Origin of the sequence: Staphylococcus equorum (assembly GCF_029531845.1) — a bacterium.
In the GTDB taxonomy this organism is placed as follows: domain Bacteria; phylum Bacillota; class Bacilli; order Staphylococcales; family Staphylococcaceae; genus Staphylococcus; species Staphylococcus equorum_C.
The window spans coordinates 1-15,985 of sequence record NZ_JAMBPV010000009.1; the positions used below are offsets into that span (position 1 = coordinate 1).

General features: G+C 32.3%; 16 protein-coding genes and 2 tRNA genes. All 18 read right to left on the minus strand.

All coding sequences use genetic code 11. From position 1 onward, the window contains the following. Positions 1-11: 11 nt before the first annotated feature. Positions 12-85 (minus strand) — tRNA-Gly (locus M4L39_RS10665). A 25-nt stretch (positions 86-110) separates the two neighbouring features. Then, positions 111-193 (minus strand) — tRNA-Leu (locus M4L39_RS10670). A gap of 361 nt (positions 194-554) precedes the next feature. Beyond that, complete coding sequence (locus tag M4L39_RS10675) at positions 555-1,010, minus strand: SprT family protein (RefSeq protein ID WP_277582016.1); 456 nt, start codon at positions 1,008-1,010, stop codon at positions 555-557. Next, positions 1,003-3,153: a Tex family protein gene (locus tag M4L39_RS10680; protein ID WP_277582017.1), complete on the minus strand. Its 2,151-nt coding sequence runs from the start codon at positions 3,151-3,153 to the stop codon at positions 1,003-1,005. The genes M4L39_RS10675 and M4L39_RS10680 overlap by 8 nt, the downstream gene beginning before the upstream one ends. Positions 3,154-3,325: 172 nt before the next feature. After that, complete coding sequence (gene sigB, locus M4L39_RS10685; protein WP_002507114.1) at positions 3,326-4,096, minus strand: RNA polymerase sigma factor SigB; 771 nt, start codon at positions 4,094-4,096, stop codon at positions 3,326-3,328. After that, positions 4,071-4,553: an anti-sigma B factor RsbW gene (gene rsbW, locus M4L39_RS10690; protein WP_002507113.1), complete on the minus strand. Its 483-nt coding sequence runs from the start codon at positions 4,551-4,553 to the stop codon at positions 4,071-4,073. The genes sigB and rsbW overlap by 26 nt, the downstream gene beginning before the upstream one ends. A 1-nt stretch (position 4,554) precedes the next feature. Continuing rightward, the gene (locus M4L39_RS10695; RefSeq protein WP_277582018.1) at positions 4,555-4,881 is read right to left on the minus strand and encodes an anti-sigma factor antagonist; all 327 of its coding nucleotides are present in this window, start codon (positions 4,879-4,881) and stop codon (positions 4,555-4,557) included. 79 nt (positions 4,882-4,960) lie between these two features. Beyond that, the gene (locus M4L39_RS10700) at positions 4,961-5,962 is read right to left on the minus strand and encodes a SpoIIE family protein phosphatase (protein ID WP_277582019.1); all 1,002 of its coding nucleotides are present in this window, start codon (positions 5,960-5,962) and stop codon (positions 4,961-4,963) included. A gap of 361 nt (positions 5,963-6,323) precedes the next feature. Then, complete coding sequence (locus M4L39_RS10705; RefSeq protein ID WP_057512636.1) at positions 6,324-6,686, minus strand: type II toxin-antitoxin system PemK/MazF family toxin; 363 nt, start codon at positions 6,684-6,686, stop codon at positions 6,324-6,326. Continuing rightward, the gene (gene mazE, locus M4L39_RS10710) at positions 6,683-6,853 is read right to left on the minus strand and encodes a type II toxin-antitoxin system antitoxin MazE (RefSeq protein ID WP_002507108.1); all 171 of its coding nucleotides are present in this window, start codon (positions 6,851-6,853) and stop codon (positions 6,683-6,685) included. The genes M4L39_RS10705 and mazE overlap by 4 nt, the downstream gene beginning before the upstream one ends. Before the next feature lie 87 nt (positions 6,854-6,940). Next, a complete protein-coding gene (gene alr, locus M4L39_RS10715) occupies positions 6,941-8,089 on the minus strand; it encodes an alanine racemase (protein WP_277582020.1) in 1,149 nt (382 codons plus the stop codon). A 120-nt stretch (positions 8,090-8,209) separates the two neighbouring features. Continuing rightward, positions 8,210-8,560: a holo-ACP synthase gene (acpS, locus tag M4L39_RS10720; protein ID WP_277582021.1), complete on the minus strand. Its 351-nt coding sequence runs from the start codon at positions 8,558-8,560 to the stop codon at positions 8,210-8,212. Positions 8,561-8,598: 38 nt separating this feature from the next. Continuing rightward, positions 8,599-9,132, minus strand: a complete 534-nt coding sequence (locus M4L39_RS10725) for a PH domain-containing protein (protein WP_277582022.1) — start codon at positions 9,130-9,132, stop codon at positions 8,599-8,601. Continuing rightward, positions 9,125-10,630, minus strand: coding sequence for a PH domain-containing protein (locus M4L39_RS10730; protein WP_277582023.1), 1,506 nt, complete (start codon positions 10,628-10,630; stop codon positions 9,125-9,127). Before M4L39_RS10730 ends, M4L39_RS10725 begins: the two co-directional genes overlap by 8 nt. Then, positions 10,623-11,102, minus strand: a complete 480-nt coding sequence (locus M4L39_RS10735; RefSeq protein WP_277582024.1) for a PH domain-containing protein — start codon at positions 11,100-11,102, stop codon at positions 10,623-10,625. Before M4L39_RS10735 ends, M4L39_RS10730 begins: the two co-directional genes overlap by 8 nt. A gap of 226 nt (positions 11,103-11,328) precedes the next feature. Continuing rightward, positions 11,329-12,852, minus strand: coding sequence for a degradosome RNA helicase CshA (gene cshA, locus M4L39_RS10740; protein ID WP_277582025.1), 1,524 nt, complete (start codon positions 12,850-12,852; stop codon positions 11,329-11,331). Between the two features lie 589 nt (positions 12,853-13,441). Next, positions 13,442-14,797: a UDP-N-acetylmuramoyl-tripeptide--D-alanyl-D-alanine ligase gene (locus M4L39_RS10745; protein WP_277582026.1), complete on the minus strand. Its 1,356-nt coding sequence runs from the start codon at positions 14,795-14,797 to the stop codon at positions 13,442-13,444. A gap of 12 nt (positions 14,798-14,809) precedes the next feature. Next, entirely contained in the window at positions 14,810-15,880 is a 1,071-nt protein-coding gene (locus M4L39_RS10750; RefSeq protein WP_277582027.1) for a D-alanine--D-alanine ligase, read from the minus strand. Positions 15,881-15,985: the final 105 nt, after the last annotated feature.

Below are 15,985 nucleotides of genomic sequence, written 5' to 3' on the forward strand. Positions count from 1 at the left end.
AATGTTTCTATTGGAGCGGGTGATGGGAATCGAACCCACAACATCAGCTTGGAAGGCTGAGGTTTTACCATTAAACTACACCCGCATATTAATATATGTAATATTTTTGATGCGGCCAAGAGGATTTGAACCTCCACGGGATTTCTCCCACTAGGCCCTCAACCTAGCGCGTCTGCCGTTCCGCCACGGCCGCTCGCAAAACGGTTTACTTATTAAGTTAACATTTAACATTGTAATATATTTTTAATATCTTGTCAACATGTTTTTAAAGTTATTTTAATAAAGTTAATACTTACTTAACTCATTTGCTTATTAATTTCGCAACGTTTATTATCTTATAATATATTCGTGTCATCGTCAACAGAAAAAACAAACAAAAATGAGTAAAATGAACTACTTATAAGTTGGATTTAACAATTGATGTTAAAATACACATTAAAAATCACATAAATAGGTATTTCTTACTTAAAATCCTACTTTACTTTACTTTAAAATATAAAAAGAGAGGCTAACATCAATCGTTTTAGCCTCTCTTTTTATATTAACTACTAATTTTATTGCACAATATCATGTTGAACCAATTTCCCTTTACAATTCCCACACACCATTTTTTTCGTGTTCACTTTTCGTATTCTCGGAAATTGGGCACCACATTTATTACATTTATAAATATACTTTGCTCGGTCTTCATATTTTTCTGTAGCCGAACAGAACCTTGGAGCACCTGTTAACTTACTCAGCGCTTTAAATTCCTTGTCTTTGTGTTGGTATCCCTTTCCTTGTATATGCAAATGATAATGACACAATTCATGTTTAATAATATCTTCAACTGCTTTTTCACCAAATTTAATGAATTGCTTATCATTAATTTCGATATTATGTGATTGTAATAAGTAGCGACCACCTGTTGTTTTTAAGCGCTTATTAAAATAAGCTTTATGCTTAAATGGACGCTCAAAGTACGTTTCAGATATAGTCTCTGTTAATCTTTGAAGCAGCTCATTATCCATGTGGATCGATCATAGTTAATGACACTTTACCTTTTTTATCATCAATATCTATTATCCATACATCTACAATATCTCCAACACTAACAATATCCATTGGATTTTTCACAAACTTCTTAGATAGTTTAGAAACATGTACAAGCCCATCTTGTTTGACTCCGATGTCTACAAACGCACCAAAATCCACAACATTTCTAACTGTACCGCTTAGCTTCATATTTTTAGATAAGTCTTCGATTGATAAAACATCTGATTTTAGAATAGGCGTTTCAAATTCATCACGTGGATCTCGATTTGGAGCAATCAATGATTTTATAACGTCTTCTAATGTAGGTTGACCTATATTTAATTTCACAGCCATTTCCTCAGTGTTTAAATGATTTAATGCTGATTTTAAATTTTCAGTGCCAAGATCTTCAGCTTTCATATTGATTTCATTTAATAATTGATACGTTGCTCCATAACTTTCAGGGTGAATTGAAGTATTGTCTAATGGTTCACTACCATCGACAATTCTTAAAAAACCAATACTTTGCTCAAATGTTTTAGCACCTAAACGCTTAACTTTTGCAATATCTTTATTATGTTTGATTGCTCCGTTTTCTTCGCGATAGTTGATTATATTTTGTGCAATCGTTGGAGATAGACCAGAAACATATTGGAGTAGTGAACGTGAAGCTGTATTAACATCCACACCTACTTGGTTCACTGCTGTTTCCACCACAAATGTTAAAGCCCCTTCTAGCGCTTTTTGATTAACATCATGCTGATATTGACCTACACCAATTGATTTAGGATCAATTTTAACAAGTTCACTCAGTGGGTCTTGCACTCTTCTACCAATTGAAACTGCACTACGTTCTTCAACTTGAAAATCTGGAAATTCTGTTCTAGCGACTTCTGATGCAGAATATACTGATGCGCCCGCTTCATTCACAATAATAAATTGTGCCTTCAAATGATATTCTTGAATCATAGTTGCTACAAATTTCTCAGTTTCACGACTAGCTGTCCCATTACCAATTGCGATTAGTTCCACATCATAATCTTTAACAAATTTGACAAATATTTTTTCTGCATCTACTTTTTTATTAATAGGAGGATGTGGATACATCACGCCTTTTGCAACGAAGGTACCAAATGGATTAATAACTGCGAGTTTACACCCTGTTCTAAATGCTGGATCCACACCAAGTATTTGTTTACCTTTCATTGGTGGTTGTAACAATAAATTTCTTAAATTTTCACTAAAGACATCAATAGCGTGGTTTTCAGCTTTTTCTGTTAAATCCCCTCTTATTTCTCTTTCAATAGAAGGCATGATTAATCTTTTCAAGCTGTCTTTAATAGCATCTTCAATTATATAATTACCTTCGTGATTTGTTGTTATTTCATTTTTGCGAATGAAGTTTTCAATGCCTTGTGTATCCATTTCTAGTTTTACTGATAATACTTTCTCTTTTTCTCCACGGTTCATAGCCAAGACTCTGTGATTAGCAATTTTTTTCACTGGTTCGCTGTAATCATAATACATTGAAAATGTTTCTTTTTCGTCTTCAGCATTCTTTTTCTTTTGTGCAATGATATTGCCATGTTGAAAAGTATCTTTAAGGATTTTAGTTCTATATTTAGGCGCATCCGAAACTAATTCTGCAATAATATCTTGCGCACCTTTTATAGCAGCTTCAATAGTCTCTACTTCTTCATTTAAAAATTGTTGTGCTTTATTTTCGATTGTTGTGTCTAAGTTAGGTAATTTCAGCCATTTTGCGAATGGTTCTAAGCCCTTTCTCTTAGCTTCTGTAGCTCTAGTTTTCTTTTTTTGTTTAAATGGTCTATATAAATCTTCAACACGTTGAAGTTTTGTTTGTTTTAAAATATCACTTTTTAAGTCTGCTGTTAATAAACCTTGTTCTTCTATATTATGTATAACTTCTTCTTTTCTTTTTTGAAGATTAACCATATATTGGTATTCATCATCTATTTGTTTAATTTCTACTTCGTCTAATCCACCTGTTTGCTCTTTTCTATAGCGAGCTATAAAAGGTACCGTGTTTTTATCCTCTAGTAGTGATAACACTGAATTAATTTGTTTTGTTGTGAAATTGTATTTCTCTCTTATAGATTGTATTAGATTACTATCCATAGAATCCTCCGCTCATTTATTTCTCTTTTATTTTTACTCTCTTTAACATTTTAACATATTTACTGTTAACCACTATTCAAAATGTCATGCTTTAATTAAAGCGATAGGTCACTGCTGTAAAATTAAAATAAGGCAGCTCCCTAATATAGGGATGCTGCCTTATTTTATTCAATCATTGATTAGCGGCTTCTTGTAATTTCTTGATTGCTGTTCTCTGTAATCTTGAAACATGCATTTGACTTAAACCAATTCTTTCTCCTGTTTCTTTTTGGCTTAAGCCTTCTATAAATGTACACTGAATAATTTGTCTTTCTCTTTCGTTTAATATTGGTAAAATTCTTTCCAATATCATACGTTTTTCGGTTAAATCATAGTTATCATCTTGTTGACCCATAATATCTAGTAAAGTAACTGTTGAACCATCTTTGTCTGCTTCAATCGAATGGTCAACACTTAATGCGTTATAACTTTGGCCCATCTCCATTGCTTCTAGCACATCTTCTTCGTTTACTTCAAGCCGATCCGCTATTTCTGCAATAGAAGGAGAACGTTCTAACTCATTCGTTAATTCATCAGTTACTTTTTTGATACGAGGTCCAATCTCTTTGATTCTTCTTGGCACATGGACACTCCATGTTTTATCACGTAAATAACGCTTAATCTCACCAATGACCGTTGGTACTAAAAAGGCTTCAAACTTTCTATCAAAGGATAAGTCAAATCGGTTTATTGCACCAATCAAACCAACCATACCAACCTGAACGAGGTCTTCATGATGAGATTGACCTTTTGAATATTTATATGCCAATGATTCGATTAACTTTCTATAATGCCTTACGAGTTTATCTTGAGCATCTTTGTTTTCGTCATTTTGATGCTGCGTTATCCATTGGTTAATTTGTTCAGGTGATACATCATTAACTGATTTCGACTCTTTCGCCATTATTTCGCACCTGCTCTTTTTTAATATACTTTATCATACTGATTGTTACGCCTGATTGTTTATCGACTGTAACTTCATCCATTAAAGATTCAATTAAAAACAGACCAAGACCGCCTTCTCTTAGGAAATCTATGTTTTCGTTTTCTTTATATGGCCCTAATTGTGCTTTTGTCTCTTCGTAATCGAAACTTTCACCTTGGTCTGAGATTACAATTTTAATTTTATCATCGAAAATTTCAAAACATAGATTAATCATTCCCACATCTTCTGGGTCATCTTTATATGCATGTTTTACTGCATTCGTTACCGCTTCACTCACTGCAATCTTCGCGTCTTCTATATCGTCATATGAAGCACCTGCACGTGAAAAAACGCCTGACAGTGTTAAGCGTATTAAACTCACATACTCTGCTGATGCTGGTAAACGCATTTCTATATAGTCCTGTTTAAGTTGCATGTTATTCGACCTCCGTTCCTTCATTAACATGCATCAAATCTTTTAATCCTGTTATATCAAATAGTCGACTTATTCGATCTGAAACACCTAATATATATAATTCTTTGCCATGTTGGTTTAGCGCTTTTAATGTACCTACAAATACACCTAATCCCGTTGAATCCATGTAACTCACGTTTTCTAAATTTACATGTAAATCATGAGTTCCTTCTTGTCTCATAGGCACTAAAACTTCTTCTAGTTCTGGGACAGTATAAACATCTAGTTCTCCGCCAACTTTAACCTCATAATGAGTATCATGTGTTACCGTTTCGATATTAAGATTCATAACATTACACTCCTAATTATAGTCTCATAATAACTTCCATACCCTTAAATTAAATAACTTAACCTTAACTACGTTAAAACTAATTAACTCTTTTTATAATTAGAATTGTTAAATCATCTCTCTTATCAGGGTTTTGTATTTTTAAAATCGCTTCATATAAAAGTTGAACGATATCTTGTGGATGCATGTGCTTATACTTGTGGATCATTGTTAAAAGATGGTTTTTGTCTAAGAAATCTCCTGCTTCATTTCTTACTTCTGTAACACCATCCGTAAATATAATAACTAAGTCGTCTAAATATACAGGTATTTCTTGTTGTTTATACCTAGTTTGTTCACTAACACCTAGTACTCTACCTCTGACGCTGATTTCTTCAAATTCTTCTGTTTCTGCTCTATATACATATCCTGGCTCATGTCCAGCAGAGCTACAATATAATAAATGATTTAACTCTTCATATAGACCGTAAAACATCGTTACAAACATATTCTGATTGACGTTTTTTTCTACTACTCGGTTGAGACGCTTTAAACCATCACTTGGAAGTTGAGAATGACCATAAGAATCCATGCCAAATTTTATCATGCTCATTGCAAGCGCAGCTGGTATACCTTTACCTATAACGTCTGCCACTGCAAAGCTCATTGTGCCATCTTTATGATCTATTAAATTAAAATAATCACCGCTTACTTTTTGTGCCGCTACTGATATGACACCGATTTGTATGCTATCAAATTGAGGAATATCCGTTTTAAGCATTGTTTGCTGTAAACGAGAGGCTAAATCAATCTCTTTATCGTGATATTGTAGTCGATTTACTAATTGTTGATAATCTCTATAACTATATCCAAACCCTCTTACTACTTCTTTAAGCACATTAAAAGTTTCTAAAATCTGAGTTTCATTTAGATCTAAGACTCTGACATAATCTCTATGAATTTCAACTATATCTTCTGGTAGTAAATCTCTTTTTATCACTTCATCGGTAAAACTTTCACACTTTTTCATTAAATCCGTAGTATCTACAGTGTGTAAACTTTCGTCAATTAGCGCTTTATATTGATTTTTGAATTCTTCCATTTAGTAATTCCTCCTAAAAATACAAATATAAACCGCATACATCGGTTATAACATGTTTAAACGTTCTATGTATGTAAGTAAAAATGTTTTTTATAATGAACGAGCCTATTCAAACTTTATAGGTTTTTGTATTTGTTACTTACTATATAATGATAAATTCGCTCCAAATACCTAAAAAAGCTTTAGGATAACCTAAAGCTTTTCAACTTAAAACATCCCACTCAAAGGTATTAAACCACAAAACTAAATTCCTTAATTTTCCAATCACAATTATATTGATAATTAAGTGGTAATTACATGTTATAGGGAATCAACGTATATAATTCACTATTTTATTAACTGTTTCTTAAACCTTTGAAAATCAGGATTTACTATTTCTAACATTATGTAACCCTAAGCTTATATCTATGGCAACATTAACTTCTTTCATTTTACTATCCGAAAGGTATGTTAATTTTTCTTTCAGCCTATTTTTATCTAAAGTTCTAATCTGCTCAAGCAGTATTACAGAATCTTTATCAAGCTTATATTTACTTTTTTCTATTTCTACATGTGTAGGTATTTTAGCTTTATTAATCCTACCAGTAATTGCGGCTACAATTACGGTAGGACTATATTTATTTCCAGTATCATTCTGTATGATAACGACAGGTCTTATTCCCCCTTGTTCAGACCCTTGAACTGGTGATAAATCAGCTAAATAAACGTCTCCTCTTCTCATCATTCATTGTTATTCTTAGAGCTGAGGTAAACTTCGTTGCAATCACAAGCTTCACATTCAAATGGAAATGCTTCTGCTGCAAGGGAGAGATTTAAATCGGCCATTTGAGAATAGCCTTCTTTTAATAGTTGTTCAATACTATGGTTTCTGCTTTGATTAAAACTTGCCATGAATAAAGACCTCCATGTTACTAAAATAGAATATATTGAGATTCGTTGTTAGACTCATAATAACAAATTTTACATTAAGTGACTATACTATTTTAGTAATTCATTGCGAATTTCTAGGTCTTGCGTCCCATGATAAATTCGAGGCAGCCTTCTATTTAGTTTACATAACACTTCATAATTAATAGTCTGTTGCTGTCGTCCCAGAGCTTCTGCTGATTGTGGACTGTCATTATGGTGGTCCATTAAGATGACTTTATCACCTGCATTAACTTCTTCAGGAATTTTAATTATTGTTTGATCCATACACACTTTTCCAATTACTTCACATTGATGTCCATTTACGTTCACACTAAATCCTGTCATCATTCTTGGATAGCCATCTGCGTATCCTACTGGAATGATTCCAATTTTTGTAGGTTCTTTTGCTGTGTATATACTTCCATAACTCACAGATTCTCCAGTTTGTAATACTTTAGTTTGAACGACTTCACTAATCCATTGCGCACTTGGTTTTAAATGCACCTTCACTTTTGATTTAACGTACTCCGAAGGATAGTAACCATATAATGAAATTCCTATTCTAACCGTATTACAAAACTGACTGTCTTTCATTAACGCACCTGCAGAATTTTGAGAATGTATGTAGTTGGGCTTTTCTACTTGCTCAACAATTTCTTCAAAATATGCTTGTTGTTTATTCATCGAATCACCTGGCTCATCAGCACATGCGAAATGTGTAAACGCGCCTTCAAAAACTAGATGGTTATGTGATTTAATCAAATCAATAACTTCTTTATACTCATCTACATTTTTTATTCCTAACCTACCCATGCCAGTATCTAATTTAGCGTGAAGCCATAAATCTTTTTCATTATCAGTTGAAATTTCTTTGATAGCTTCAGTAAGCCACACTTTAGATGGCACCGTAATTGCTACACGATGTTGTATTGCTTTGTTTATGTTATATGTTGGAATAACTCCAAGTACGAGTATTTTTGCATTAATTCCATGCATACGAAGTTCAATTGCTTCATCTAATGTTGCAACTGCGAAAAACTCAGCTCCATTTTCCATTAATTGACGTGCAATTTTAATACTACCAAGACCATAACCATTCGCCTTAACTACCGGAATAACTGTTTTATTTGGGTGTAATGATTGAAATACTTGAAAGTTTGAAACAATAGCATTTAAATCTACATTCAAGTACGTCGATCTATAATACTTATCAGACATTAAGCATGTACCTCCTATTTCCATAAATAGCTTTCACTAATTTCTACAATAACTCAATTTTATAACAATGATGATAGGATAACCAAATCAAACATACTGGAATATATAAATTTCAATATATTAAACTTCTAAAATAACTTGGCTCATAGCGTAATGTTCTGTATGGGTAATACTTACGTGTACTTTAAAACCTTCATAATCAATACAAGGCTTACCATTCTTATCATTAAAGCAATCGATATCATTAAATGCTATTGTTTTACCTAGGCCTGTACCTAATGCTTTACTAAAAGCTTCTTTACAAGCAAATCTACCCGCAAGAAATTCCATTTTACGTTGTTCATTATTGAAACGATTAAACTTTTGTTGTTCATTGATAGTTAATATACGTTCTAACAATTTATCTTGTCTGCTATAAAGATCTTTTATTCTTGTTATCTCTATTAAATCTACACCTATACCATATATCATAAGTCTCCCCACAATCATATAAAACTTACATTTTATTTTTAATCTATATCATCTTTAGGATATTCAATATCTGAAACTTCATTTTCTGTTTGTTCAATTGTTTTATTAACGTTCTTTATTTTGTACTTTAATGTAGCAGCAATATCTTTGTCGATAAGTTTAAGTTCAGTATTTCCCCCTGCTGTCGATAACGTTAAACTTGCTAATTTATATTTACGCATTAAAATACCTTCGTGTGTATCAACATTTTGAATTCTGAACAACGGAATTTTGATTACTGAAATAAACCACAACCCATTTCTTACAGTGATTTCATTTTTATCTAGTTTATATCTAAAAATTTGATATCGGTACACAGGAATTAAAATAGCACCTAAGAGCAATTGAATTATGATTATAATTACACCAACAACCAAGACCCACACCATTGTATTAGAATTAAGCCATTCTAACCACAATGTATTAACGATAAATATAGCTGCTAGAATTAACGCAAATATCGCAGTTACGATATATGCCGAGAGGCGCATGACTGTTTTTCCAGATTTATTCATATAATTATATTCATTCATGATGCTCACTCCTCAAATACCAATTTTGAAGTGTTTCAACTTCTTTATAGTTATTAAATTTCAGGCCAACTGCTTCACTACCCGCAGCTTTTGCAATAATAAAATTAAAATTACCTAAATCACTATTAATTAAAAATGGATTTCGTTTAATTTCCATACCTAATATTTTATCGTGCTTGAAATACGTATTTTTAAACCCAAATGTTGTTACATTACGTACTACAAGTTCATCATTTTGTACTTTTAATCCAGATGATTTAATAACTATATAACTATGGATAATAAGTAGTAAAATCATAACAGTTGCGATAAGAAATGACCAAGGTGTCCAGAAATAAGTAACGATAGTTGCAATCACTAATAGTACGACCGTTTCTCGCCAAAAGTGCCTATGAAAACCTCTCCATGGCATTCCTTGTTCAGCATCTTCAAACGTCATACTAGGAATAAGTGATTTAATGATTTCGAACGCTTTTTTGCGTTTAATAAAAGGTAAAATCATAACATTTCCATCTAATGAAATATCGTCTTTATCATTACCATTCATATCACTCGTAATCACAAAATGTATAGACGTAAAACCAAATAGTTTTCTCAAGAAAGATTGTTTTTCGACAACAGCTTGAACTCTATCAGTTGGCACCGTGATACTTTTAACATTAAATAAACCATATCGGATATTCAATTGATTCTCATTTTGTGTCACTGTGTAATTATAGTTTTTTATAATTACAATCAATGTACCCAGTATATAACTTGCGATAACGATAGCCGCAATCATTATTAACATAATCACAAAAATCGCTTGAGAAATTCGAGCAAATTCACCAGTGAGCCATTCCCATGGTATCACTTCTGAAAAAGCACCAATTATAGGTGAAATTGCTGCAAACGCCACGCCTATTGCTCCACTCGTTAACGCCATAAACAATAATTCTTTAAAATTAAGTTTATATAAGCGCACAGGTTGTGATACTTGTTCTTGAATGTCTTCTTTATCCTCTTGCGAAGGTGTTCTAGTTAAATCTCGTTCTTCATTTTGACTAGTTAATTCTTGCTGTTTTTCTTTAATCGTACGTTGTATTAATTCACTTTGTTTTTTGGAAACAGTATCCAAATCAATACCGTCACTCGGTGTTTTAATTTGTAATTTCACACCCCCTACGATTTGATTTATAATCCCTTGTGATGTATCTAATGTTTGTATACGACGGATATTAAGTTCTTTTCTTTCTTTAGTAAAGATGCCAGTTGCCAAAACAAAATGATCATTTTCAATCCAATATGTCGTGTTATAAACTTTTAATACTTGTGCTACAAAGGAGAATAAAAAGAAAGCAAAAACGATAGCTGGAAATATGTATGAAGTTATACTTGTAAAATCAAAATCCTGAATATTAAATACTAGGAAAATAATAATCAAAAAGATATTTTGCTTAATCGCTTCAATAATTCCAGTTAAATAAGAAATAGGATGTAACTTTTGAGGACTATACATCAAAATCAGCTCCTCTCAAGTAGTTGAGTGTTAGCAATTCGAACGACGTTGCGTCATCTGTAAACATCAACGGAAAACTAACCTTGTGACCAGCAGTAATTAATGTAGTTTTAGACAGTCCCATTTTTTTTAGAATTGGGTTGTTCTGTCTTTCAATAAACTGTGTGCGTTCTAATTTTACTATTTTTTTAGATTTAAAGAAAAAATCGTATTTTACCTCTATATAATTTCCCTTAATTCTAAAATATGTGTATTTATATTTAACCCAAGGTTTAATCAATACATACACAAAATCAAACACTATAAAAGCAACGATTAAATATATAATGAAATGCCACCAATTAAAGTGACTCCATAAAAATATTAAAATAACCGAAACGATCAAACTAACAATAAATTCCAGTCCCTCAATTACGTAGTAGTACTTCATAGCTTGTCTGGGACTTCTGTTAAATAGTTGGTCGTTAGTCATATATACACTCCTTAATTGAGATTTCAATTTATTATAACATAGCTTTTATAGTCATTTCATTGTTCATTTAAAACGTATACATATCTATTTACAGTTTAAATAGATTGCGCTTAACATTTATTGTTTATCTTAGTTTTTATGATATTTTGCTTAAAAAATGCAAAAAAAAATCATTCCACGTGAATGGAATGATTAAACCTAAATTTCATATATGATAAATTATTTTTTATTTTTGGTGGTCGGCGAACGTGCGACCTTTCATTGATTTCTTATTGCTATTGTTTCTGTCAGAAGATTTTTCGTTCTTCTTATTATTATTGTTGAATCCGCCTTTTGAACGACGATTTTTGTTATCAAATTTATTACCACGTTTATTGTTGCCTTGACCGCCACGTTTTGGTCCGCGACCTTGACGACCACCTTTACCACGAGATAATGGTTTTTCAAATGTTAATTGAACATCAACTTCGTCATTTGATTCAACCAATTCTTGTAATAATGAAGCAACTAAATCAACATCACTATATTCTTCAATTAATTCTGAAGCAATACGTTGTAATCTTGGTTCATTTTCTCTAGACATCCACTTTTCAACTTTACCTTTAATATCGTTCTCACGTGCTTTAAGCACTTCTTTACGATGAGGTGGTCTCATTGCAGTCATTTGTCTCTTATTTGCTTGTTCAATTTGACGGATGTAATCCATTTCAATTGGGTTTACAAATGTGATTGCTACACCTTTTTTACCAGCACGACCAGTACGGCCGATTCTGTGTGTATAACTTTCAGTATCTTGAGGAATATCAAAGTTATAAACATGGCTTACGTTTGAAATATCAAGTCCTCGTGCTGCAACATCTGTTGCAACTAAGATATCTAATTGATCATTTTTGAATTTTTTCAATACTTCCAAACGTTTCGCTTGAGTAATATCACCATGTAAACCTTCAGCTTTGTAACCTTTAGAGATTAACGCACTTGTTAATTCATCTACACGACGTTTTGTACGTCCGAATACAATAGCTAATTCTGGTTGATGTACATCTAATAGGTTCGTAAATGTGTCGAATTTTTCTAATTCTTTTACGATTGTATAGTATTCTTCGATTTGTGGATTAGACATTTCGTTATTCATAGTTTTAACAATTACTGGTGTTTTCATGAATTGTTGAACTAATGTTTGAATAGCTTTTGGCATTGTAGCTGAAAACAGCATTGTTTGACGTTGTGAAGCTGGAATTTTATCCATGATGAATTTCATATCATCGATGAAGCCCATGTTCATCATTTCATCCGCTTCATCTAATATAAGCGTATGAATATCATTTGTTTTTAATGTACGACGGTTAAGGTGATCAATCACACGACCTGGCGTACCTACAACGATTTGCGGTCCTTTTTTAAGCGATTTGATTTGACGATCGATCGGCATACCACCAAATACAGTAACAACTTGTACGTTTTGACCTTTAGCAAATTCTCTGATTGATTCAGCTACTTGCATAGCTAATTCTCTTGTTGGTGCAAGGATTAATGATTGTACTCCTTCTTGGCCTGCCACTTTTTCAACTAGTGGAATACCAAACGCACCGGTTTTACCTGTACCTGTTTGCGCTTGACCAAGAACGTCTTTGCCTTCTAAGGCAAGAGGGATACTCTCTTTTTGTATAGGAGTGGCGTCATCGAACCCCATTGATGCTAGGGTTTCTGCCATCTTATCTGAGAGCCCTAATTCTTTAAATTTTTGCAATATAATTCTCCTTTATTTATCTGTATTTCTATACATATATGTTCACTTAAGTTTCTTCAACTTCTTAATAGTACCACCTCAAGTATATAATCGCAATAAACCAAATTTGATTAAATAAGCTAAATTCATTTATTTTAAAATCTTTCCAATTGCCAAAAACACCGAAAAATATAGGTTGTAAGCGTTTAATTTAATTTCAAAAACTTACTTTATACCCTTTGAAAAAAATTTATTAATTTATTTATTCTGTTAATTGTCAGAATATTTTACTTGCAAGATATAGTTTATTCACTCCTTATTTAACTTAAATTTAAGTTATTATTTAATCTTAACAATGCATGGGTCCCATCATTATACTCAACTAACTGTCTCATCTATGAAACAGTCGAAACATTTAAACTATGATTACGTCAGTTACGTTTAAGTGTGCCAAATTCATAAATACTTGCTGTCTTATATAAGTTTTCCCGTTTTGAATAATAAAAAACTGGCTGTTAGATTTCTACATAGAAATCTAACAGCCAGTTACGTGATTCACCTATTATGAGACTACACATAAATTATAACCAAGTTGCTATTTTAATAATGTTTAAATTAAAGCTTCTACAACCTCTTCTAATTTCATTCCTCTAGAACCTTTGACTAAAATTTTATCATCAGATTGAACATAATCTTGTAAAGTTGTTATCAAAGCTGACTTGTCATCATAATGTTCTGCTTGTGTTACATAAGCTTTGCCGGTGTAACTAATATATTTTGAAGCTTGACCAAAAGTAAATAATGCATCGATATTTTTACCTTCTAAGTATCGACCTACATTTTCATGCATAATCTTGCTATCTGGCCCTAACTCTAAAACATCTCCAAGTACAATAATTTTTCTACCTTTCATAATTGAAAGTGTATCAATCGCTGCTTTCATACTAGTAGGGCTCGCGTTATATGCATCATTAATCACTAGTTTTTTGTCATTAGTAAGATGTTGTTCCATTCTCATACCTGTAAGTTCTACTTTACGTAGGTTATTAAATATTGTGTCATAGCTTAAGCCTAATCTTTTACCAACAGCGATAGCAATTGTCGCATTCTTCATATTATGTTCACCTAAAATAGGTAATTCGAATCTTTCTGCTCCGTTAATATTAAATGCGATACCTGAGTTTTCAATATCTTCTATCTGACAAACGAGTGTGTTGTCTTTGTCTTTACCAATACTTACTAATTCTGCATCTTCTATTTTCGTAACGTGAGGTTCTAATAATGGTTCATCACCATCATAAATAAATACGCCATTTGATCTTAACCCTATGGTAATTTCAGCTTTAGCTTCGGCAATGCCCTCTCTAGAACCTAAATCTTGCATATGTGATTCACCAATATTAGTAATTACCGCTATACTAGGTTCAGCCAATTTTGACAATAACTCAATTTCATTGAATCCTGACATTCCCATTTCTAGAATTGAAACCTCGGTATCTTGATCTAATTCTAATATCGTTAATGGTAGTCCGATTTCGTTATTATAATTGCCTTGTGTTTTTTTAACTTTAAATTGTGGTTTTAAAACACTTTCAATCATGTCTTTGGTAGTCGTCTTACCATTTGATCCGGTTACTGCAATGACTTGGGGCCCAACAAATTCTAAATAAGCTTTAGATAATTGTTGTAATGCTTTGAGTGTATCATCAACCCATATAACTGGACCATCTATGTTTTCATCTAAAGTTACACCTCTTTGATAAAATACTGCACCTGCGCCATCTTTCAATGCTTGTGCGACGTATTTATGTCCATCTACATTTTCACCTTTAAACGGGATGAATAAATTTTGATTGTTAATTACACGTGAATCAATAGAAACACCTTTAATCGTATGATCTAAATATTCATTATCAATGTCACATGGAATCCATTCTTTGATTTGTTCTAAAGTTACTTCAATCATTATTTATTCGCCTCAGTCAATTTTGTATTTATTTTGTTTCTTATCTTCATACTTTTCTTTCGCTAATTCAATTAATTGTTCAATTAATTCTGCATATGTTACGCCCATATTTTCCCAAAGTCTTGGGTACATACTATAAGCAGTAAAGCCTGGCATCGCATTTGTTTCATTAATAAAAATTTGATTGTCTTCTGTTACAAAGAAATCCGCTCGTAGCAAGCCAGAGCAATCTGTCGCTTTGAATGCTTCGACAGCCATATTTCTTAACGTAGTTTGTACTGCTTCATCTAAATCGGCAGGAATATCTAACTTTATTTTTCCATCTTTATACTTAGCTTTGTAATCATAGAATGCTACATCTTTAATCACTTCACCTGGCGTTGTGGTTTCAGGATAGTCATTGCCAAGCACAGCTACTTCTATTTCTCTTGCATTAATACCTTGTTCAATTACTAATTTACGGTCAAATTGGAAAGCTTCTTCAATACCTATTTTCAATTCTTCTTCATCATTACATTTACTAATACCAACACTAGAACCTAAGTTTGCTGGTTTTACAAATACTGGATATTCTAACTTGTCATGTACAAGTTTCAAAATGTTACTTTCATATTTATGATATTCACTTCTTAAAAAGCTCACATAAGGTAGTTGAGGTAATCCTCTATGCGCGAATAATTGCTTCATAACAAGTTTATCCATCGAGCTTGAGGCAGCTAAAACACCGTTTCCTACATATGGTATATCTAATACTTCAAATAAACCTTGAATTGTACCATCTTCACCATTCGGTCCATGTAATACTGGGAAAACTGCACTATAGGCGTTCCCTGTACTACCAATACTAAGTAGTTGAGAGATTTCACCTGCAGCAACATCTGTTAAACGTAAAGTGTCTATGTCATTTATAGTGTCTACGATATTTTCTTTCTTTTTCCAGTCACCTTCATTTGTTATGTAAATGATGTCTATTTGATATTGATTTTTATCGATTGCGTTCAAGACATTTTGTGCTGTTAATATTGAAACATCGTGTTCCGCACTTTTTCCTCCGTATACGATACATACATTTTCTTTAGCCATACTTTAGCCTCCATATACAATTCTTAAACTACATCATATCACGATTTAATATTTTTTTGCATTTGTTAAGTAGTATAAAAATTTTTTATTTTTCAATTTAGTATA